The following is a 22749-nucleotide window of genomic DNA, read 5'->3' as shown; positions in this document are numbered from 1 at the left end:
GTATGTTAATGAAAAGACCTAAAATCCGGCAATTCAATTATTCACCCAGATATTACGATCCTGTTAAAGATCCTGATGAAAGAAAAAAAAGAAAACTAAACTTCAGCAGGGGAAGGAAATTCATTGTTAAAAAATCAAATATATTCAGGAATATCCTGATCCTGCTTGTTATAGTCCTTATTTATCTGCGTGTTATGAAGATCATTTAAGAGATCTAAATAGTTTACATAATATACATTATGCGACAGTTATTTCATATAAATAGCCGGAATTTCTTCCGGCTATTAGTCTTTTAGTACTTAAAGAAGCCTTCTCCTGTTTTTCTGCCGAGCTTTCCAGAGGCAACCATCTGCTTTAACAGCGGACAAGGTCTGTATTTTGAGTCAGAAAACCCATTATACAGCACTTCCATTATTGCAAGACAGACATCCAAGCCGATGAAATCAGCCAGTGTGAGAGGTCCCATGGGATGAGCCATACCAAGTTTCATTACGGTATCAATATCTTCCTTGTTCGCAACACCTTCCATCAGACAGTAGATGGCCTCATTGATCATTGGCATAAGTATTCTGTTCGAGATAAATCCAGGATAATCCCTTACTTCAACAGGTACTTTATCGAGTGCAATAGAAATATCCTTTATGGCCTGATAGGTTTCGTCACTGGTCGCATATCCGCGGATAATTTCAACAAGTTTCATTACAGGAACCGGATTCATAAAATGCATGCCAATAAAACGATCCTGACGGCATACAGAGCCAATTTCAGTGATTGAGATAGAACTTGTATTGGATGCGAAAATACACTCTTTTTTAACGGTCTTTTCGAGAGTTCCAAATATTTCCTGTTTAACAGCTTTATTCTCAAAAACTGCTTCAATAATAAGGTCGGAATCAGGACTTATATTATGTAAACTTGAGCCAGAGGTGATATTTCCAATTATCCGGACTTTTTGTTCCTCGGTAAGATTTCCCTTTTTAATGATTCGATCCAGACTTCCGGAAATATTCTGAAGTCCTTTTTCGAGAAGTTTTTCATTCTGATCAATTAGCTGAACAGAGAAATCTTTACTTGCAAAAACCTGGGCTATTCCATTCCCCATAGTTCCTGCACCAATTACTGCAACTTTTTTAATCACGACATCCTCCTTTTTACTGTAAATTTCTTATGATAACTGCAGATGCCTCTCCCCCTCCGATGCATAGGGAGGCGAGTCCAAATTCCGTGTTTCTTCTTTTCATCTCATAGCCAAGAGTTGCCAGTATTCTTGCTCCGCTGGCACCAATTGGATGCCCCATGGCAATAGCTCCACCATTCACATTCACTTTATCAGGATTGAGTCCTGCCAGTTTATTTACCGCAAGTGAAACTACTGCAAATGCTTCATTTATCTCATAAAGTCCGATGTCGTTTGCAGAAAGATTTGCCTTTTTAAGTACTTTCAAGATTGCATCAGCAGGAGCTGTTGTGAAATCAACAGGTGCTTTTGCAGCTGATGACTGTGCAATAATTTCAAATGCAGGCCTGAGACCTAATTCCTTTGCCTTTTCTTCAGAGGTTACGATTACAGCAGCAGCTCCGTCATTAAGATTTGAAGCATTTGCAGCTGTTACCACACCGTCTTTTTCAAATACCGGACGTAGTCCGGGCATTTTATCAAAATTTACTTTATTTACATCTTCATCAGTTTCAAAGTACGTTACACCATCCTTAGTTTTAATTTCAACCGGAGTTATTTCATCTTTGAATTTTCCATTCTTCTGAGCTTCCTGCGCATGTTTATAAGATTGTATCGCGAAATCATCAACTTCTTTTCTTGTCATATTAAAATCTTTTGCACATTTTTCAGCGCAACTGCCCATATGAATATTATTATATACATCCCATAAGCCGTCAATAATCATGGAGTCAAGAAGCTGACCATGGCCAAGTTTATACCCGCTGCGTGCTTTAGAGAGAAGGTATGGCGCATTTGACATACTCTCCATTCCTCCGGCTATAATTACATCAGCATCCCCGGTCTGAATGGCCTGTGCTGCAAGCATAACTGCTTTCAATCCGCTGCCGCACATTTTATTGATTGTCATTGTTTCCGTTTTTTCAGGTAATCCTGCAAACAGAGCTGCTTGTCTTGCAGGCGCCTGTCCGATGCCGGCACTAAGAACATTTCCCATGATAACCTCATCAACGGCATCATGTTTAAGCCCGCTGGTTTCCATAAGTTTTTTGATGACAACACTGCCCAACTGGGGTGCGGTAAATGCAGCAAGTGATCCGTTAAAGGAACCAATTGCAGTTCTTGTTAAATGAGTTATTACTACTTTTTTCATGTCAAATGGCCTTTACTTTGGTAGAATTTTTTATGTGAGGGTTAATTACTGATGCCAGTTCAAAAAACAAGCGGTATTGTATACCGTTTTTATTCATGTAACTGTCATTCATCACTCTGTAGAGTGATTCAATTTTATATATGAGATTGTTAAAATCTACATCGGGAAAACGCATAACGAATTTCTCATAGCGTTCCCTGTATTGCGGCATAACGAGCAGCGAATTCCCGTTTTTATATCTGAAAGCATCTCTGAACCAGCCAAGTATGAATCGGAAAAAAAGCGGAAGGCACTGGTCCCCTGCTTTTCGGGTAAGTTCATCCATTTTTTCGGCTGCTGTATTCATATTTCCGGCAGTGGCCTGCAGCAGTATATCCATTCCATTTTCAGTGATTAATGGTAATTCCGAATCAATGAGATGGACAGCTTCAGATATACTTCCTTCAGCGAATGGAATGACAGACTGAACCTCCTCATGACCAAATTCAAAGTTTTCAGTCAATACTGAGTACATATCAGCGTCATTTAAAAGCGGTAATGTAATTTCCCAACATCTGGATCGGATAGTGGGAAGCAGAGAATCCATGCGATTAGCGGTGAGAATAAATATAACCCTTTCAGGGGGTTCTTCCAGTGATTTAAGAAGCGCATTTTGAGCTTCATCCCCCATCTCCTCAGCTCGTGATATGAGTACTGTTCTGTAAGGCAGCTCATTATAGTTAATACTGAGATAGTTTCTTATACTTCTGATGGAGTTGATCCTGATGACATTGGCTCTTGGAATATCAAGCTGATAATAAGGATTCTTATTTTTCAGCTCAAGTTCGGATTTAATTCTCTCAATATCTTTTGAACTGAGTTTGGCGAACGGGTCATCGCTCTTATTATCCTCACCTGTGCCTGACATCAGCGGAAATATATATTTTATATACGGTTCCTCAAAACGAACCGGTATAGTATCCGTTTCGGGTATCAAGCCATTGTGTGCGAGCTGCAAAAGATGGGAGAATTTAAGAGCTAAATAATCAGAGCCATTACCATGATCCCCGGCTAATATTATTCCGGCTGGGATTTTATTATTAAGAACCAGAGTTTCGAATAACTCTTTGGCTCCCTTGTGACCCTTTAACCCATTCCAGAATAAATTACTCATAAAACGAAAAAGGCACTTAACAGTGCCTTATAATTCATCTTCGTTATAGAAGAAATCTTCATCTGTCGGATAATCCGGCCAGATATCTTCTATTGCATCATAGGGTTCATCTGAATCTTCAAGTTCTTTAAGATTTTCGATGACCTCAATAGGAGCGCCAATTCTCTCGGCATAGTCAATAAGTTCTTCCTTGGTTGCGGGCCAGGGAGCATCATCAAGATAATTCGCTAATTCAATCGTCCAAATCATTTATTATTCCTGGCAGATGAGATATCGGTGATAAATAATTCTGAACTATCAAACATAAATTCTTCCGGATTCAATTTAACCCCATTATGTATAATCTCGTAATGCAAATGAGGTCCTGTTGAAAGACCTGTGTTCCCCGTTTTTGCAATAAATGTTCCTCTTTTAATTTTTGCTCCCTCTCTGGTCTGCACACTCGAAAGGTGGGCATAAATAGTTCTGTAACCAAAACCATGATCAATTTCAACCATAAGCCCGTATCCGCTGTTGCGTCCGGCAAATACAACCTCACCATCTGCTGAAGCATAGACAGGAGTGCCGACGGGTGTTATAATATCAATACCTTCATGCATCCTTCTCACATTCAGGATAGGATGAAGCCTCATTCCAAATCCGTGTAACGCCAGCGTTCCTGCACAAGGTTTAATTGCGGGTATGGATCGGTATAATTCCTGGTTAGATTTTAGAGTGTTAGCAATCTCAATGAAGTTGTTTTTTTCGAATTCCAACTTCTTCTCAACCTCATCAATGAAGCTTAAAGAAGCCTGAATTTCCTTCTTGTTATTGCTGCTCAGGAAGTCAAACAGTCCGGAAGAAATGCTACCTCCTTTTCCTAAAGTCCTGTCTTCAGGCTCTAAGGGGGGGAGATTTGCGGCAATCCGGAGGTCATTGTTAACAGTAATTAAACTGTCCAGTTCAGCATTAAGATTTTGGTATTTGGAGGTAATTTCCTGTAATTTTGATAAGAGAAGGGCGTTCTCATTCTTTATAGAAGAGACATTACCTTCAGTGTTCAAAACACCGAAATAACTGAGTCCAAAAACCAGCAATGAACCTGTTAAAATCAGGCTAAAAACCGCAAAAACAGCACTTTTTAGCTTGGTCTTCTTAAGTTCAACGATCTTGAGCTTATTTTCAGAGAAGTAATAAATTTTTGGCATAGTCAGGTGCGAAGATAAAGAAAAGTGTGATGTGAGTCAAGTTTCCTGACAAACTAAACTACACAGAATTACTCAAAATCATGCTCGAAATAATCGACACCTCTGCCAATTTCCCCCTTTTTTTGCCGAAGCCGGTCAGTGAGCTTATGCTGGAGTACCCGGGCTGCGTCGTAACCGTAATGTTTAAGGAGATAATTGAGACTAATTACCTCCGAAATAACCGTAATATTCTTTCCCGGTATAATAGGAAGCTTAATATGAGGAATATTAACCCCCAAAATGGACATGGTGTTTTCGTCAAGACCGGTGCGGTCGTAGTCTCCGCCGGGATCCCAGTTTTCAAGTTCAACTATTACTTCCGCGCGTTTCTGATACCTAATAGCCCTTATCCCGAACATTTTTTCGATATTAATCAGTCCCAGGCCCCTTATTTCCATAAAATGCTTTACAACATCTGTTCCTGAACCCATGAGAATCCCCTCCCCTTTTTTTGTCAGGATAACCAGATCATCTGCTACCAGACGATGTCCCCTTTCAATAAGGTCAAGTGCCACCTCGCTTTTACCGATACCCGATTTTCCAATAAAAAGTACCCCCACACCATACACATCAACAAAAGATCCATGAATTGAGACTTTGGGTGCAAACTGGTCATCAAGAAAGTCACTGATGAAATAGACCAGTTTTGTCGTTGAAAAAGGAGAAACAAAAACCGGCACCTTAAATTTAGTTGCAAGTTCGGCCATTTCATCAAAAATTTTGTTCTCATTTGTAATCACGATACAAGGGATATCAAAAGAGAAGAATTTTTCAAGTGAGGCCCTTCTTACTTCCGTGGTAAGACTTTTAAGATATTTCATTTCCGTATTGCCGAAAATCTGTATCCGGTGGTAGGAAAAAATATCAAGATAACCGGCCAGGGCTAAGCCTGGCCGGTGAACATTCGGATCCTGAATTTTTCTGTCAAATCCCTCTTCAGAGGTAAGCAGATTCAGGTTAAACCGGTTTCTTACATTTTCATAGAAAAATCGTACGTCAATAAAATTCTTAACGGTTATGGATTTTTCATTAATTAAGGTCATATTAGTGGTTCTGTTTTTTCCCTTTAAGTTTAATAATCTGTCTTTCTGCTTTTTCAACAGCACCTCTGACCGCTTTTTCGAATTCGTCAGAACTGTCATTTGCGGTCACCAAGTGACCCGGAATTTTAAGTATGAGTTCAGCGGTTTTAACGCTGTTATTGTTGTTTTCGAAGCTTAGAATCATCTCAGCATCCAATATATCATCGGCAATTTTTTCCAAAGATCTGACTTCAGCGTCAATAAAATCTTTGAGTGTTTCTCTTGCCGTGAATTTTCTTGCTGTTATAAGTACTTGCATAAATCCTCCTGAGGAATTAAGATTTTGGATGTGATTGTTTGTGGACTTTTTTCAGCCGGTCTATACTCACCTGAGTATAAATTTGGGTTGTTTTAAGGTCGGAATGACCTAAAATCTCTTTAATTGCTGTTAATGCAGCCCCATTATCAAGCATATGAGTTGCCGAACTATGCCTGAGAATATGCGGACTTTTTTTGCTGATTCCGGTTACCATTCCGAGATATTTCTCCGTCCAGCGCTGCACTTTTCTCGGATAGACTGCATTTCCGTTCTCATCTGCTATCAGATAATCTGAACCAGTTGTCCTTAAACTTAAATATTTGTTAAGTATATCCCTGCTTTTTGCCCCGACAGGCACAATACGTGTTTTGCTTCCCTTTCCGGTAATTTTAAGTGTTCCTTCCCGGCTGTTATAGTCATGCAGCTTCGCGGAACAGACTTCAGATACTCGCATTGAACACCCGTATAATAATTCAAAAACAGATGCTACCATAAACTTAATATAATTTGACTGAGAGTCAAGGGCTATTTGCATCTTTTTTATAAGATTTTCATATTCGGTTTGGGAGAAGGTATCCGGAAGCAGTTTTTTCTGTTTGGGATTAGAGATACCCTTGACTGGCGAATTTGTGATTATTCCCTGTTCAAGACAATAGGCATAAAACTTCCGTATCGTTGCCAAATACCTCGATATGGAAGTTTTTGAAAGGCTATCCCTGTTCATCTCAGCCATAAAGCCCATAATTGTCCGGGCAGAATGCAGATTTATATCACTCTTTCCGGTCCTCAGACAAAAATCAGTAAACCTGGCAAGATCACTCCCATAAGCTGTAATAGTGTTCTGAGAATACCTCAGTACATTTTCAGCATAAATGAGAAAACTCTCTGTCAGAGACCTGAGATCATTCAAGATTCTTCCTCTGCAGATTCAAGAATTATCTCCTCCTTACAGGACGGGCATTGCAGATATTTCCCCTTTTTTTTCGAATATTTTTCTTCCATGTAAGCTGATCCGCATGACTGACACTGCGTGGGATTTGGTTTATTCCATGCTACAAAATCACAATCAGGATATCTTGAGCAGCCAAAGAAAATCTTACCTCGTTTGGATCTTCTTTCAAGAACCTCTCCCTCCTTGCACTTAGGACAGGATATATTAAGGGTGATATTCTTTATAAAATCACATTCAGGATATTTTTCGCATCCGATGAATTTTCCGAACCTGCCGTTTCTGTAGATTGTCCGGGCACCGCATTTTTCGCAAGTATCGCCGGTATATTCAGGTTCAGAATTGGCTGCAGCAAGTTCCTTTAACGATTTTATATTTTTGCATTCCGGATAATTATTGCATGAGAGGAACTTACCAAATCTACCATATCGGATAACCATTTCCCCGCCGCAGAGTTCACAAACTATTTTTTCAATTTTATCTTCTACCTCAGAAAGCGCTGAAGAAAAAGGATTATAAAAATCATTGAGAACACCACTATAGGTATATTCACCCTGTGCAATCTGATCGAGTTCGGATTCCATTCTCGCGGTAAAACCGGTATCAATAATACCAGGGAAGTTTTCGATCAGTATTCCATTGATCTTTTTTCCAAGATCGGTAGCGTAAATTTTGCGCTCACGGGTTTCAACATATTTGCGGTCAACAATTGTACTGACTATCATGGAGTAAGTACTTGGTCTTCCTATTCCGAGACTTTCCAGTTCTTTTATCAGTGTACTCTCAGTATATCTGCCCGGAGGTTTTGTAAAATGCTGATGCGGTGTAACTTCCTTTAAATCAAGATTATCATGTTTATTTAAGCCTGCAGGAATCTTGTCATTTTTAGCCTCTTCACGGTCTTCTTCCTTGGTTGATTCTTCCTGCTCGACATATAGTTTCATAAAACCGTCGAATAATAAAACCTGTCCGTATGCTTTAAATAAAAATTCATCACCGGTAATCTCAACAACTGTAGTCTCAAATTCAGCCGGCTTCATCTGAGAAGCTAAAAACCGCTTCCAGATAAGACTGTAGAGTTTGAATGAATGATCATCAAGATAAGGCTTTACATATTCCGGCGTATATTTCAATGAAGTCGGTCTTATTGCTTCGTGCGCATCCTGAACGTTTGAACCTTTTTTCTTTCCATAAACCGGAATGGTATCGGGAGCATACTGGTTTCCGTAAACAGATTTCAAATATTCTGAAGCTTCTTTGCAGATATCATCACTCAGTCTTGTGGAATCTGTTCTCATATACGTAATAAGACCCACCAACCCTTCATTACCAAGAGTTACTCCTTCGTATAACCGCTGAGCGTACATCATGGTCTGCTTTGCTCTCATTCGCAGCATCTTTGATGATTCTGCCTGCATGGTACTTGTAATGAACGGCGGCGGAGCATTTCTTTTAGTATGCTTTCGCGCGATATTACTAATTTCAAAGTTTTTGACTTTTTTTATACGTTCAATGATTGCATCAGCTTCACCTGAGTTCTGAATAATCATCGATTTGGAGTGCTTTACATCTGCTCCATCATTCTCACTTTTTTCGTCCCCTTTCTTATCCTTAGCAGGAGATTTGATCTGCACCCCATCAATACTATGCAGTTTTGAATGGATTTCATCTTTTTTCGCAGTAAGGAAAATTGATCCGACTGACCAATATTCCTGTTCAATAAACGCATCAATCTCAGCATCACGTTCACAAACAAGACGAAGTGCGACGGACTGAACCCTTCCGGCTGATAATGAGTTAGCAGCTTCTGAAACTACAGATCGCCATAAAAACGGACTGATCTTATATCCAATAATGCGGTCCATTACTCTTCTTGCGCGCTGTGATGCCACTAAATCGGTATTAATTGGTCTGGGTTCATCCATTCCTTTTTTAACACCGTTTTTGGTAATTTCATTGAAAAGGACACGTGATATCTTATCTGAGTTCTTTATATCCATTACATCAGCAATGTCCTGCGCTATTGCTTCGCCTTCGCGGTCAGGGTCAGTCGCGATATAAATATGAGAGCTCTTGTTAGCAAGGTCCTTTATTTTCTTAACGGTATCTCCTTTGCCCCGTATGGTAACAAACTGAGGCTGAAATCCGTTATCAACGTCAATCCCTAATTTCGATTTAGGAAGATTTTTAATATGCCCTACTGTAGCTTCAACCACATAATCTTTGCCAAGATATTTATTAATCGTTTTGGCTTTTGAGGGAGACTCAACAAGTACTAATTTTTTTGCCATCTAATAACATTAAAACTTATTAACAGAATCAAGAACCAGTTTCAGAAGTGAGTTCTCTTTGTTTTTCATAATTTTTTTCTTTGCGGCAGTTCTGTCATCATATCCCAGCAAATGAAGAATACCGTGGATAATAAGCCTTGTATACTCATTTTCCGGGGTCACTTTAAACTTTTTTGCATTCATGATCGCAGTATCAAACGATATAAGAATTTCGCCCTCAATGAATGTTTTATTCTTTTCAGAATAATCAAAAGTTATAATATCAGTCGGATAGTCGTGATTCAAATACTCCCTGTTAACTTCATGAATTGAAGCATCATCAATAAAGGAAATGGTTAATTCAGATAAATGAAAACCAACTTCCTCCTGAATTTTTCTGACAATCCGACGAACTTCTTTCGCAGAAAAACTAATTCTTTTCTGAAAAGAAACATGCACTCTCCCCTTTTTCATCAGGTCGCTTTCTTATATTCAGCAGCATACATTGCATAATTATCAGCTGATTTCTGGAAGTAATCCAATTCCTCCTGAGTCAGATCCCTGATGAATTTGGCTGGTATTCCACCGTAGAGTTTACCTGTCTCAATTTTTGAATGAGGTCTTACTAATGCACCTGCTGCTATCATAGAAAAATTCTCGACAATTGCATTATCCAGAACGATAGCCCCCATACCAATTAATACATTATTACCGACCACACAACTATGGAGAATGGCATTATGGCCAACAGTAACATTGTCACCAATGATAAGCGGGGTTGAATCGTATGAAACATGTAAGGTGGCGTTATCCTGAATATTAGTATTTGTGCCAATCCTCACATGATTTACATCTCCTCTGATAACTGTATTATACCAAATGCTGCTGTTTGGTCCAATTTCTACATCCCCTGTCATTCTAACACCATCAGCAATGAATACACTTTGGTCAAATCGGGGAGATTTACCTTTATATGGTATTATTGTTTTCATTTTAACTTTCTGCCTTTGGCGGATTCCAGCCGCTCCGGTTCCATTTTATCAATTCAACCGTTACTTTACCTATGATAACATTGAGTTTAGCAACAATTGGAATACAGGCTTCATCCTGAGAGAACCAGCCTTCAAAATGCCCCGTCAGACCGAAAACACTAACAAAGTCCGTATGCCCGTCCAGCCGCCAGACAGGAATTTTATAGTCCACTGCATCAATTTCCATGGTTTCCGGCCTGGAATAATAATTAACCAGTGTAAATACTTTCTCTTCATTCACAAAACAGGGAACTTTAACAGTTTTTTTCTGACCAAGATTCATTCTTGCCCAATAAAAAATAGAGAGCCCGTCATGAAATTCTGTTTCAGCAATTCCGGTTGAGTCTGTCCATAATTCAAAAGGAAAGACCTTCCCTTTTTTTACTCTTAATGATTTCTTAGGATAATCAAAATAGTATTCAGTGAAAGTTGTATATTCTTCCTTTTTAACAGTTCCGCGGAAAAAATTGCTAAAATAGTTTTTATTTACCTTGCTTTCATAAATCTGATGAAGGTTTACAAAAGGAAGCCCGGGATAAGAATCAATATATCCTATCGTATTATAAATGATCTCACCTTTTTCTGTTTTCCGGTTGATGACCTTTAGCCGGATTTCACCTAGTTTAACAAATCCATATCTTACCAGATAAGTTATTTCTTCACCTGGCATCAGACCTGCCTCGTTTGATCTGAATTCAGCAGCAACAGGTGCAGATGCCTGTGCCGAAGAGGAGTACTCAATAAATCCGGCGGACAGGAGCAGGACTGCAATTCCGCAAAAAAGCAGAATCTTTTTCATTAAATCAGATTCCTGCCATTTCTTTCGCGCGGTCAAACAAAGTCATGGCTTCGCTGATGTAATTGTCCTGGGTTAAGAGAACTGAATACCATCCTTCATTCTTCCAGTAACTGCGGGCAATTTGAGCTTTAAGCCTGGCTTCTATATAACTTCTGTCTGCTTTCAAATCATCATCATCAACCTTCACTTCCTTCTCCTTAGCAAAACTGAGGAACTGATTAAAAAGATCAGAAGTAATTTTAAACTCACTCTTAAATTTTGCGAGGTCTCCGTTATACGTACTCTTTATCGAATTACCGTTTTTATCAAGGTACTGTAATGAGAATAGGTAAAATACATTCTTACGGAGAAGAGATGTTGTCAGATCTGTTATTTTATCATTCTTCACCAGATAATCAGGCGTAATGCCTCCTCCGCCGTAAACAACTCTACCTTTGTTAGTTTTATATACGGGCTTTGTAGAGTCTTTTTCTGATGTATGATCAATATTTTCCCCTTCCGGCTCCTCTTCCCGTTCAGCTATTTCTTCATAATATTCTTTTTTATCTTTATACTTCCTTTGAATCAAACGGCCTGATGGTGTAAAATATTCAGAAATCGTCAGCCGGATCGCACTTCCATCGGGAAGCGGAAACTGCCTCTGCACAAGACCTTTTCCAAAGGAGGTTTCACCAACAACAAGGCCTCTGTCCCAATCCTGAACAGCACCGGAAACAATTTCACTAGCCGATGCGCTTCCGCGATTGATCAGGATGACAATTGGCAGTTTTTCATAGGGATACGTTCTGCTTGAGAAGTAATCTTCATTAAATTCAGGTCTTCTGCCGCGGGTATAAACAATCTTTTTATTCCCTTCAATAAATAAGTCTGCAATCTGGAAAGCCTGATTAAGATAACCGCCCGGATTGTTTCTTAAATCAAGTACTAACTGCTGCATACCTTTTTTATCAAGATCCACAAGTGCCTCCATCAGTTCATCTGTGGTCTTTTCAGCAAAACGGGAAATACTTACATAACCGGTCTTATCATCAAGCATAAGATGGGTATCAACGGAATAGAGGGGTATTTTATCCCTGGTAATTTCGTATTCAATAGGATCTTTTACTCCAGCCCGGACCACCAGAACCTTTACCTTTGTACCTGCCGGTCCTCTGAGCCGCTTTCTTACATCATCATTTGTAAATCCGACAGCATTAGTACTATCAATCTTTACAATACGGTCACCGGCCATAATTCCCAATGCTTCACTGGGACCTCCGGTAATCGGAGTTACAACCGTTAAAGTATCATTAACAATCTGGAATTCTATCCCGATGCCTTCGAAATCGCCGCGGAATTCCTCTTCAACAGACTGCATCTGTTTGGCCGGGATATAAACGGAGTGAGGATCGAGTTCATCGAGCATCCCTTTAATGGCTGATTCCACAAGTTTCTGGGTATCAACATCCTCAACGTAATATCTCTGGGTAAAAGTGAGAACATCGTTAAATTTCTTGATGTTCTCAAGTAGATTATCTCCTGATATCACCTTTTGAATCTGGGTACCAAGGAGGATACCGGTTGTCAGAACTACTACCAGAAGAGGTATCCGGAATTTTCGAAAATTCATGTTGCCCTTTTCAGAGTTTAATTGTTAAATAAAATGAAGCAAAATTAGTATTTCCGACTGAAGAATCAGAAAACTTATAAATCAGTTTCAGAAAATAATTATTTACCGGCTGATAAATCACTCCGGCTTCAAAAGAATGCACCTTATCCTTTATCCCTTCCAGAAATCCAATGGTTTCCGAATCGAAGGATCTGTGCCCCTCATTCACATTAGACCCGTAATTTTTAACCAGGTTTCCTGCTGAATCATATTCATTCAGCGCTCTTTGAGTAAAGGTATAACTCATTTTTGAGTAAAACTTGTCAGAAAACCACCCTCCGGCTGAAATGAGGTAATTCACCGAATTAGGAGAAAACTCCCCCCAAACCGGTACGGATAAGTTAGCAAAATTATTTCTTTTAATCCTGTGAGAGAAAACATAGGGCTGAATTTGCAGAATTTCAAGACTAATTTCCGTGGGTACGTATGATATGACCGGAAATGAGGTAATTCCGCCATGTAGCAGAGTCTGGTTCCCCCACCATCCGCTGCCAAGTTTGGCATAATCAATATCATCCATCAGAAGGGTCAGATAAAATTTCGATGAATAGGGCAATACCGACTCAAAAGCAGTGAATAGCGCTGTATTATCACGGTCAACCCTTGAATGTTCCACTGTTTTATAAAAATTAAAGGGGTTCAAGTAACCGGGATCCATTCCCCGTCCCGAATAGACCACCATCTCCCCAAAATGCATTTTTACAGCCTCACTTATACTGAATGAAGCCTTGTGGAATACGATGTATTTCTCCGGTATTTCTCTTATTCCACCGGTAATGCTATCTCCCAGATAAACGGATTCTGCCAGGAGAGAACCATGGGCAAAAGTGTAGTTTAATATCCCATAACTGAGATTGAGAGAGAAAAAGTCACTCCGGGGATAAAGGTCACGAATCATCGGGGAAAACTGACCCAGACCAGCAGATAAATCTCCTCTTGCAAGCGTAAAACTTACACCAGGATAGGTTAAGGAAATATTGCCTTCTGTTTCATCATAAAATGCAGAGTTGGGGTCATCAGTAAGTTTATAATTGGAATTATACCTTCTCTGATCTCTGATCGCCGATTTATTGCCTGAAAAAATACCGTTCAATCCTCTTAGATTAAAGGTCACATGCTTTCCAAATCTTGCAGATAAATCACCGCCAAGCAGTACAGTATTCGCCGATGAACCATCTGAAAAATTAGAATGATAACCAATTTCCGCAATGAGATTGATCCCCACCGAGAATGAATCCGATGAATTGCTGAAGTAGAAGTAACTTTCCTTTTCAGAAAGGAATTCATAATTCTCAAATGAAGTAAGCTGCTTGACATTTACATCTGTCTGAGGACCAAACTCTGATATAAACTGATTGAACAGTTCTTTATCAGTCTTGGTAAATAATGAATCATAAACTGAAAGTTCATTAAGCCGCGAAAAAATGACATCTCTATGCACCGGATACAAGAAATTTTCAATTGTTCTTCCCGTTATGGTATAGTATCTGTCTAAAAATCCGTTAACAGGATGAGATTTGTTTATCTGAAATTCCTGAGAGATGATATAACCTGGTAAAATAATCAAAAGTAGCAAGAATATACGTATCATTTATCTGACCTGCTCCCAGACTTTAGAGATTGATTTGTTTTTAAGAAGTATGGACACTGCATTTTTTGTCCATAATAATGCAACTCCTATATATCCAAGTTTCCGGTATCTTCTCGGAGATTCGAACACCGTAAAACCTGTATTGAAGAGTATCTTATTTCCGCAGTTTTTAATTCTTCTGAAGAGATCAAAATCTTCCCCGGCGGCTAAGTGAATATTATATCCTCCCACACTCTCAAAAATATCCTTTTTTACCAGCTGGCATTCACCCCTCCCCATGCCGACTCCTATTTTATTAAGAAGAATAAAATACGCATTATAAAATGTATGGAATAATTTATCGGCAATACGTGACTCTTCAGGAAATGTTGTAACGTAACAGGTCATTGCAGCGCAGCCGGTCGTTAAAAACTGATTATAGGCATAATCAAAAAACGATTCCGGAGACTTAAATCTAATATCTGCATTAATAAAAAGAAGTATATCACCGGAAGAATGAGCTGCCCCAAAATTTCTCCCTGAGGCAATATTTCCGTTAACAGAATTATCATTCACGATCTTACATTCAAACTCTTTTGCTATCTGAAGAGTATTATCCTTACTTCCGCCATCGGATACTATGATTTCAGTATTAGAATATTTCCTCCTTACATCCTGTAATTGACTCAGGAGAACCGGAAGAAGTTTTTCTTCATTCAGAGTTGGTATAACAATGCTAAGTTTCAAATCTTTCTAATAACAAAGACCAAAAAAAGCCACATTATTGGTAATCCGGATACCCGGCATCGGAAAATGTGCATAGTTTAAAGTATTCTTAATAAATCCCCATGTTTTGCCATGCAATGGGAGAGCCTCTAAATCCAGATCCATGGCTATATAAACATCCTTCTGACCTCCACCTGATCCGTCAAGATTCTTTACTCCATAACCAACTGCCAATGCCAGCCATGAAGGCCAGATTTTTGCAATCTCATAAGGAAGTAGATTCTTCATCCGGAATGACAGCCAGAATTTTTGACCGGAATAATCATCAATCATAATATGTCTCTGGCCGGATTTCGGACTGACCTTGTTAAGATCAACCGGATAATAACTGAACTTCATCTGAAAGTTCTTCAGAAAAGGATAATAATGCTGAAAGACCGGGTACGAAGCTCCAAGTAAATCAAATACGGCATCTCCGGGACTGAAACCCCATTGCGGACCAAAACCGTCTTCAATCTCGATAAACAATTGATAGCCTAATGCAGTACCGGCTCCAATCCAGGCTGAATTTTCAAGATTAAAACCTGCACCCTCCAGCGCTGCTGAAAACGCATGCTGCAATAATGAAGTTGCATAGAAATGACCAATTTTATCAATCCATAAAGCATATTCCCAGTCATTGACAATTTTGAACGGAGTTCTCTGATCCTTCCACCAGGCATTTGCCTGATATATATGAACCGCAAGACCTGAACCAAGAGTAACTGTTGATATCAATCCTAACCGCAGGTAATCAATATTCTGGGCATTTACGTCCACAGACGGGTATTTTTCAACCAGATTCATTTCATAAGAAAGAGAAGTACTGCTGCTCATTGAATTCAGAAGCTCAAGTTTGCTCATGAGAACAGTCGTATCCCGTTTTTCAGGAATAACCTGAGATACGGCTACTGAACTCAATACAATGAAAAACAGAATAATTATTTGCTTCATCTGCTAAAGCGGTTTCATCGTCGGGAATAATATAACATCGCGTATGGATGGCTGATTCGTTAAAAGCATAACCAACCGGTCAATGCCAATGCCGAGTCCTGCGGTTGGCGGCATGCCATACTGCAGAGCATTTATAAAATCCTCATCCATTACCTGAGCTTCATCATCTCCGGAATCCCTGTCTGACAACTGCTGGCTGAACCGGTCAAACTGATCAAAAGGATCATTTAATTCGCTAAAAGCATTGCAGATTTCCCTTCCGCAGATATATCCTTCAAACCTCTCAACGAGGCCTGGTATTTCTCTGTGTTTTTTGGCGAGCGGAGAAATTTCAACCGGATAATCAATAACGAATGATGGCTGGATCAGTTCTGGCTGAACAGTAACACTGAAAAGTTCATCAATCAGTTTACCCCGAGTCCGAACTTCTCCAACTTCACCACCAAACTTCTTCACTGCTTCTGCAAGTTGATCAGTTGTTGCAGTTAAAATGTCCAGTCCGGTTTTATTCTTAATTTCATTTACCATGCTCACACGTTTCCATTTTCCGCCAAATGTTATGGTAACTCCATCCACATCAAACGAACTGTTTGCAAAAACATTTGCAACAATGTAATTCACCATTTCTTCAACAAAATTCATCATCCAGTTGTAGTCTTTATAGGCAACATAGCACTCCATCATGGTGAATTCAGGATTGTGTGTTTTATCCATTCCTTCATTTCTGAAGTCTTTTGAAATCTCATATACTCCTTCAAAACCGCCAACGATCAGGCGTTTAAGATAGAGCTCATCTGCTATTCTGAGATATAGAGGAATGCCAAGAGCATTATGCTTGGTAATAAAAGGTCGTGCCGAAGCTCCGCCGTATTGCGGCTGCAAAACAGGTGTTTCAACTTCAAGGAGTCCCTTCTCGTCGAGAAAGCGTCTCATTGCAGAGATTATTTTACTCCGCTTTACAAAAACATCACGGACTTCAGGATTAACTATCAGATCAACATAACGCTGACGATAACGAAGTTCTTTATCCGCAAACTGGTCAAATACCGTTTTATTTCCCTGATCGTCAATTACTTCTTTCGCGATCGGTATGGGTCTAACTGCTTTAGAGAGAAGCGTAAGTTCTTTACAATGCACTGAAATTTCCCCTGTCTTGGTTCTGAATGTAAAACCTTTAACGCCAATAATATCACCGATATCCATGAGTTTGAAATTCTCATACATATCCCCAATATCATCCTTTTTGATATAAATCTGAATTTTTCCGGTCTGATCCTGAATAGCGGCGAAACTTGCTTTCCCCATTCGGCGGATAGCCATAATTCTTCCTGCAATTGAAACGTTTGCAGAAGATTCGTCTGAAAATTCTGCTTTAATTTTTGCTGCATTTGAATCAGTTTCAAATGAGTAGGCAAATACAGTAACACCGCGTTCCTGAAGCAGTTTTATCTCTTCAAGTCTGCGTTCAACCAGACTATTGGCATCTTCAATAATATATTGTTCCAAAAATTCTCCTATTTTCTTCTAAGTGTTGATAACCGCAGGCATATCATATCCTGCAAATTCTCTGCAAGTACCAAAGGTACGGTAAAATTGTTCACAATCATGGAGAAGGCAATGGTTTCTCCATCGGCAGTTACTGCATAACCGGACAGGCTTCTCACTCCCCCAATAAATCCTGTTTTGGCTCTGATTTTCTCAAATGCAGCAGATTTTCTCATCCTGTCTGCAAGTGTTCCATCTCGGCCGGCAATTGGCAGTGAATTATAATAATCATTAAAATACTCTGACTGATACATATATCGTAAAACAGCGACCATCTGCTGGGCAGAAATTAAATTTAAGCGCGATAAGCCAGACCCGTCAACCATGGTAAAATTATCAGAATTGATTCCCATCCGGGGTGTAATCTGCTTTATCTGGCGGATACCTCTTGTTGAAGTTCCTAATCCTGTTTTATAATACGCTATCGCCTTCAGCAGCTGTTCAGCAAAAAAGTTCTGACTGTTTTTATTAATAACCTTGATTATCTCACTCAATGGGAGAGATTCATGCATAAACAGGAGGTTGAAATCGGATTCCGTTTCACTCTGCTGATCATCTATATCAATTGCAAATCCGCGAACGTTAATTCCTTTTGCTTTTAAAACCTCTTTAAGTACCACAACAAAAAACTGTGTAGGATTGTTTACTGTGGCATAGAGTTTAACAGGTTTACTGCCTTCACGAATTTTGCCTGAAACAGTGATGACATTTGTTCCTCTCTCTCTGTAAATTTCTATTCCTGCCGAAGAATCAAATGGCACTGTGATAACACGGTTAACAATTACGGTATATTTATTGTCAGGTATCAGCTTAATTTCTGCTTTATCCCCATTTTTAGCCGGAGAAGCAACTATGTCAACACAATTGTCATTTAATGATAAAGCTCCGGAAGGTGCAGAATACCAGTAGCTTTCATAATCCCAGGACCAGCCGCTTCCCAATCCAATATCATCAAAGGCATTGTCATCTCCTATTACATTTCCTGTGATCTCTTCAATTCCGGCATTTATGAGACTATCTGCCCAGTCATTAAAATATTTCAGTACGTCATCCTTGGTATATCTGCCGCTGATTGTAGGATCACCGTACCCTCTGATAATCAGATCTCCTTTAAGTGTTGTTCCTTCAATCTTACCTGAATATCCAATTTCCGTTTTGAATCTGAAATCTGAACCTAAAAACTGTAATCCCGAGGCAGTTGTGAGAAGCTTAAGATTTGAAGCAGGCATCAGAAGTTTATTTTCATTACGGCGGTAAAGAAACTCACCTGTTTCAAGAGACTGAATGCAAACTCCCCACTGGGCATTATAAAAATCAGGATCCTCAAATAACTGATCAAATTCATTACGCAATTCTTCAAGCGTTGTTGAGGCAGTATTGGTAAAGGTTTCTTTCTGAGCAAAAGCTGCTTCAGAAAGGAAAACTAATCCTATGAGGACAAGAAAATTATTCAGCCGGTTCATATTTTTTATAAAATGCCTTTATCTCACTTTTGGTGATAAATCTGTATGCTCCTATCGGTAAATCTCTGTCAGTGAAGTTTGCATATGATTTACGATGAAGCTCGTTCACAAAATAACCGAGTTTCTTAAACAGGTTTTTTACGAAGTGATTGCGGCCCTCTGTTACTGTAACCTCAGCAACCAGCCCCCTTTTATGTACACTAACCTTGTCGAATTTGGAAAACTTACCTTCATAGACAAATCCTTTTTGCAGTTTCAGCTGATCTTCTTCTGAAAGAGGTTTGTGAATTTCGGCAACATAGGTTCTTGGAATTTTATGACCGGGATGAAGCATTACATTCGTAAAGTCACCATCATTAGTCAGAAGAATTACTCCTGTAGTATTGAAGTCAAGTCTGCCGACAGGAAAAATACGCTCTTTAGTCTTAATCAGATTGATTACTGTTTTTCTTCCCTTTTCGTCTGCAGTAGTAGAAACTACACCCTTTGGTTTATTAAGCAGTATATAGATGTGTTCTTTGGGTTTTATTCTTTGACCATCAAAACGGACATCATCTTTCTCAGGTTCAATAAAGATACCAAAATCAGTAACGGTTTTACGATTTACATCTATCCTTCCCTGCCTGATGTATTCGTCTGCCTGCCTCCGGGAACAAATCCCCGATGCTGCTATAAAGTTATTGAGCCGTATCATCTGATTCCGTTTCATTTATTTCAGGAAGTATCATTTCTATTTCATTTTCTATATCATCAACTGCACTTTGTGTTGACTCCTGATTGCTGTTTGCAGATTCAGAAGCTTCCGCCGCTTCCTCCAGTGCGTTCATATAAATTTTCCTTCGCTGCTCCTGGAAGTCTTCATCCTGCATGATTTCTTCAATCTCCCTTGGTTTTGGCAGATCAGAAATCTTGTAAAGTCCGAAATACTTAAGGAATTCATCGGTAGTACCATACAGGAGAGGCCGTCCGATTCGTTCAGCTCTTCCGGTTATAGTGATAAGTGATTTCTCAAGAAGCATATTCATAATATAATCTGAATTCACCCCGCGGATCGCTTCAAGTTCAGGCTTGGTAAGCGGCTGTTTATATGCTATAATGGCAAGTGTTTCTAATGCAGCCGGGCTTAGTCTTCTCTTACTTTTTTCTGTGGAAAGAAAACCCAGATACTTTGCAAACTCTGGTTTAGTTGCAAATGTTAGCCCCCTGGCAATTCTTGTAACCCGGAAAGAAAGATTATATTCTTCATATTTTTTATTGAGCTCATCAACACAAAGTTCAATATCCTCCTCAGAGATTTCAATATCCTCACCATCAATTCCCTTTATAGCTTCAATAATTTGCTTCGGGGGTATAGGTTCATCCGAAGAAAAAATAAGAGCTTCAACGATATTATTATAAAGACTATCCATTAATTTAAACTGTAAACCACAAAATCATTAAATTCAGAGGATTCGCGAATCCCTATCTCCCCCATTTTGGTTAATTCAAGCAATGCGATAAATGTAACTACAATTCTGATTTTTTCTTTCATGCTTGTTATCAGACTCAGGAAATGGAGTTCCTTGTACTCTTGTAATTTTGATTTAACATAACCAATCTGTTCATCAATAGTTACGCTGACTTTTTTGATCTCATGAATGACTTCAGGTTTCTGCTGATCCATCACACGTTTAAATGCTTTTGCCAGGTCGAATACCGTGATATTTTTAAGGAATTTCTCCGTATCTGCAAATGTTTCTGTTACATCTTCATCATAATAGCCGCGGAAAGAAATTTTCCTGGCTGCTGATTCCATAAAACCAAGATCTTCAGACATTTCCTTATATCTTTTATATTCCAGCAGACGCGCGACCAGTTCCGCACGGGGATCTATCTCCTCCCCTTTCTCATTAACCTCTCTTGGCAGAAGCATTCTTACTTTAATATGCATCAGCATCGAAGCCATAAGGATAAAATCCCCTGCCGTTTCAAGATCCAGCATTTGAATAAGATTTACATATTCAAGAAACTCACCGGTTATCCTGGCAATGGGTATATCGTATATATCAATCTCATCACGCTTGATAAAAAACAGAAGAAGATCGAGCGGACCTTCAAACAGGTCCAACCGTACTTTATACAATCAGCCTATCCTCATTACCTGACGGACCTGCTGCATGGTATCAGAAGCCACTTTTCTTGCCTTCGTCTCTCCGTCGTGAAGGATATTGAGAACATGATCGGGTTTTGCCTCAATTTCTTTTCTTTTCGCGATAAATGGTTCCAGAAAACCATTTATTGAAGATATGCATTTCTTTTTGCAATCCACACAACCCAGCGCGCCGCTCCTGCAATTGGTGTCTATATCCGGTACTTCAGCAGGATTGAATTTCTTGTGATACGAGAATATTGTACATATCTCAGGTCTTCCCGGATCACCTTTTCTTATTTTTTGAGTATCAGTAACTGCTTTTTTTATTTTTGCTTCCACAACAGCAGGTTCATCCGAAAGTAAAATGCTGTTATTAAGCGATTTACTCATTTTTGCATTGCCATCAAGCCCCGTGAGACGTGCAAATACTGACAATTTCGGTTCAGGTTCAGGAAATACTTCCCCATATGTCCTGTTAAATGAACGGGATATTTCGCGGGTAATCTCAATATGCGGAAGCTGGTCCTCACCGACCGGTACTAAATCACCTTTATACAGCAAAATATCAGCCGCCTGCAAAACAGGATATCCAAGATGACCATATGATACATTTTCAATATGAAGATCCCTGATCTGATCTTTCAGAGAGGGATTTCTTTTTAATCTGCTTTCTGCGATGAGCATCGAAAAGATCAGGTGGAGTTCGGCGTGTTCCTTTATTTGTGACTGACGGAACATCGGGCTCTTTTCAGGATCAAGTCCTGCTGCAAGCCAGTCTATAAGCATGTCAATGGAATCCTGATAAATTCCCTCTGTTTCAAGACGGGTAGTCAGAACATGATAATCCGCAATCAAATGGAAATTATCATATTCGTTTTGGAGTGATATCCAGTTCTCAAGGGCTCCGACATAATGGCCAAGGTGAAGTTTTCCTGTCGGACGCATTCCGCTGAGGATTCTCTTTTTATTCATCGTGCTATTAATAATTCAGCTTAAATATAAGTAAGGTTTCCAGGCATCTTCTATCCTTCCCATACTGTTTTTAATGAACAATATGTGACTGGGTACAGTAGGACGAATGAGCAGCTTCATATTAGCCTCCGCCGGTGTACGGTCTCCTTTTCTATTGTTACAGGAGGTACAGGCACAGACCAGATTTTCCCATGAATCGGCACCATTTCTGGCTTTCGGAACAATGTGATCAACTGTGAGAGGAAGATCACCTCGTCCGCAGTACCCGCATCGGTAGCCATCACGGCGAAGTATGTTTTTTCTTGTAAGTACAACCTTTTTATAAGGCATATGAATATAACGCTTCAGTCTTATCACGCTCGGATATTCAAGAGCCCGGCTTACAGAATTTATCTGTTTGCGGGAGTCTTTTATAACATATTCAGCTTTACCGAGCAGAAGCAAAACAATTGCTTTTTTAACCGTACAAAGCGTAAGAGGCTCATAGCTCTGGTTAAGAACCAGAACCTTAGCATTGAGCGAACCGAATTTTTTTTCTCTTGCTTCGAAGACCACCTCACTTTTATGGTTATCGCCGGATTATTACAGTGCTCTGTTTGTAC

Annotated in this window: 24 protein-coding genes; 1 reads left to right on the top strand and 23 read right to left on the bottom strand. The window is 39.5% G+C overall.

The genetic code is table 11. From position 1 onward, the window contains the following. The first annotated feature begins 8 nt into the window (after window positions 1-8). Complete coding sequence (locus tag HRU80_10380; GenBank protein QOJ29269.1) at window positions 9-209, top strand: hypothetical protein; 201 nt, start codon at window positions 9-11, stop codon at window positions 207-209. 83 nt (window positions 210-292) lie between these two features. Here HRU80_10380 and HRU80_10375 read toward each other — a convergent pair whose 3' ends face one another. From HRU80_10375 to HRU80_10265, 23 genes are all read right to left on the bottom strand, one after another. After that, window positions 293-1135 carry a 3-hydroxybutyryl-CoA dehydrogenase gene (locus HRU80_10375; protein ID QOJ30515.1) on the bottom strand — a complete coding sequence of 281 codons (843 nt, stop codon included), beginning with the start codon at window positions 1133-1135 and terminating at the stop codon, window positions 293-295. A 16-nt stretch (window positions 1136-1151) separates the two neighbouring features. After that, a complete protein-coding gene (locus tag HRU80_10370; protein ID QOJ29268.1) occupies window positions 1152-2330 on the bottom strand; it encodes an acetyl-CoA C-acetyltransferase in 1179 nt (392 codons plus the stop codon). Between the two features lies 1 nt (window position 2331). After that, window positions 2332-3483: an AAA family ATPase gene (locus HRU80_10365; GenBank protein ID QOJ29267.1), complete on the bottom strand. Its 1152-nt coding sequence runs from the start codon at window positions 3481-3483 to the stop codon at window positions 2332-2334. A 27-nt stretch (window positions 3484-3510) separates the two neighbouring features. Beyond that, window positions 3511-3732 (bottom strand): DUF2795 domain-containing protein, encoded by a 222-nt coding sequence (locus HRU80_10360; protein QOJ29266.1) that lies wholly within the window; start codon window positions 3730-3732, stop codon window positions 3511-3513. Continuing rightward, window positions 3729-4670, bottom strand: a complete 942-nt coding sequence (locus HRU80_10355) for a M23 family metallopeptidase (protein ID QOJ29265.1) — start codon at window positions 4668-4670, stop codon at window positions 3729-3731. Before HRU80_10355 ends, HRU80_10360 begins: the two co-directional genes overlap by 4 nt. A 68-nt stretch (window positions 4671-4738) precedes the next feature. Further along, window positions 4739-5752, bottom strand: a complete 1014-nt coding sequence (locus HRU80_10350) for an HPr kinase/phosphorylase (protein QOJ29264.1) — start codon at window positions 5750-5752, stop codon at window positions 4739-4741. A gap of 1 nt (window position 5753) precedes the next feature. Further along, a complete protein-coding gene (gene raiA, locus HRU80_10345; protein ID QOJ29263.1) occupies window positions 5754-6050 on the bottom strand; it encodes a ribosome-associated translation inhibitor RaiA in 297 nt (98 codons plus the stop codon). A gap of 16 nt (window positions 6051-6066) precedes the next feature. Beyond that, window positions 6067-6960: a tyrosine-type recombinase/integrase gene (locus tag HRU80_10340; GenBank protein QOJ29262.1), complete on the bottom strand. Its 894-nt coding sequence runs from the start codon at window positions 6958-6960 to the stop codon at window positions 6067-6069. Beyond that, window positions 6957-9290, bottom strand: coding sequence for a type I DNA topoisomerase (gene topA, locus HRU80_10335; GenBank protein QOJ29261.1), 2334 nt, complete (start codon window positions 9288-9290; stop codon window positions 6957-6959). Before topA ends, HRU80_10340 begins: the two co-directional genes overlap by 4 nt. Window positions 9291-9299: 9 nt before the next feature. After that, window positions 9300-9743: an rRNA maturation RNase YbeY gene (ybeY, locus tag HRU80_10330; GenBank protein QOJ29260.1), complete on the bottom strand. Its 444-nt coding sequence runs from the start codon at window positions 9741-9743 to the stop codon at window positions 9300-9302. After that, window positions 9743-10261: a gamma carbonic anhydrase family protein gene (locus HRU80_10325; protein QOJ29259.1), complete on the bottom strand. Its 519-nt coding sequence runs from the start codon at window positions 10259-10261 to the stop codon at window positions 9743-9745. Before HRU80_10325 ends, ybeY begins: the two co-directional genes overlap by 1 nt. A 1-nt stretch (window position 10262) precedes the next feature. Beyond that, the gene (locus tag HRU80_10320; GenBank protein QOJ29258.1) at window positions 10263-11099 is read right to left on the bottom strand and encodes a DUF3108 domain-containing protein; all 837 of its coding nucleotides are present in this window, start codon (window positions 11097-11099) and stop codon (window positions 10263-10265) included. A gap of 4 nt (window positions 11100-11103) precedes the next feature. Continuing rightward, window positions 11104-12708: a S41 family peptidase gene (locus HRU80_10315; GenBank protein QOJ29257.1), complete on the bottom strand. Its 1605-nt coding sequence runs from the start codon at window positions 12706-12708 to the stop codon at window positions 11104-11106. A gap of 10 nt (window positions 12709-12718) precedes the next feature. Beyond that, a complete protein-coding gene (locus HRU80_10310) occupies window positions 12719-14338 on the bottom strand; it encodes a hypothetical protein (protein QOJ29256.1) in 1620 nt (539 codons plus the stop codon). Then, the gene (locus tag HRU80_10305; GenBank protein ID QOJ29255.1) at window positions 14339-15064 is read right to left on the bottom strand and encodes a glycosyltransferase; all 726 of its coding nucleotides are present in this window, start codon (window positions 15062-15064) and stop codon (window positions 14339-14341) included. It lies immediately after the preceding gene. A 6-nt stretch (window positions 15065-15070) separates the two neighbouring features. Next, window positions 15071-16036, bottom strand: a complete 966-nt coding sequence (locus tag HRU80_10300) for a DUF2279 domain-containing protein (GenBank protein QOJ29254.1) — start codon at window positions 16034-16036, stop codon at window positions 15071-15073. Between the two features lie 3 nt (window positions 16037-16039). Beyond that, window positions 16040-17542, bottom strand: coding sequence for a lysine--tRNA ligase (gene lysS, locus HRU80_10295; GenBank protein ID QOJ29253.1), 1503 nt, complete (start codon window positions 17540-17542; stop codon window positions 16040-16042). Between the two features lie 8 nt (window positions 17543-17550). Then, entirely contained in the window at window positions 17551-19044 is a 1494-nt protein-coding gene (gene dacB, locus HRU80_10290) for a D-alanyl-D-alanine carboxypeptidase/D-alanyl-D-alanine-endopeptidase (GenBank protein QOJ29252.1), read from the bottom strand. Beyond that, the gene (locus HRU80_10285) at window positions 19028-19735 is read right to left on the bottom strand and encodes an rRNA pseudouridine synthase (protein QOJ30514.1); all 708 of its coding nucleotides are present in this window, start codon (window positions 19733-19735) and stop codon (window positions 19028-19030) included. The genes dacB and HRU80_10285 overlap by 17 nt, the downstream gene beginning before the upstream one ends. Then, window positions 19722-20453, bottom strand: a complete 732-nt coding sequence (gene scpB, locus HRU80_10280) for an SMC-Scp complex subunit ScpB (GenBank protein ID QOJ29251.1) — start codon at window positions 20451-20453, stop codon at window positions 19722-19724. The genes HRU80_10285 and scpB overlap by 14 nt, the downstream gene beginning before the upstream one ends. Continuing rightward, window positions 20453-21166: a segregation/condensation protein A gene (locus HRU80_10275; GenBank protein QOJ29250.1), complete on the bottom strand. Its 714-nt coding sequence runs from the start codon at window positions 21164-21166 to the stop codon at window positions 20453-20455. The genes scpB and HRU80_10275 overlap by 1 nt, the downstream gene beginning before the upstream one ends. Next, window positions 21167-22147 (bottom strand): tryptophan--tRNA ligase, encoded by a 981-nt coding sequence (gene trpS, locus HRU80_10270; protein QOJ29249.1) that lies wholly within the window; start codon window positions 22145-22147, stop codon window positions 21167-21169. Between the two features lie 15 nt (window positions 22148-22162). Beyond that, a complete protein-coding gene (locus tag HRU80_10265; GenBank protein ID QOJ29248.1) occupies window positions 22163-22702 on the bottom strand; it encodes an HNH endonuclease in 540 nt (179 codons plus the stop codon). Window positions 22703-22749: the final 47 nt, after the last annotated feature.

The organism is Ignavibacteriales bacterium (assembly GCA_015709675.1).
GTDB lineage: Bacteria > Bacteroidota > Ignavibacteria > Ignavibacteriales > Ignavibacteriaceae > H2-BAC3.
This window is presented reverse-complemented; position numbering and strand designations above follow the sequence as displayed.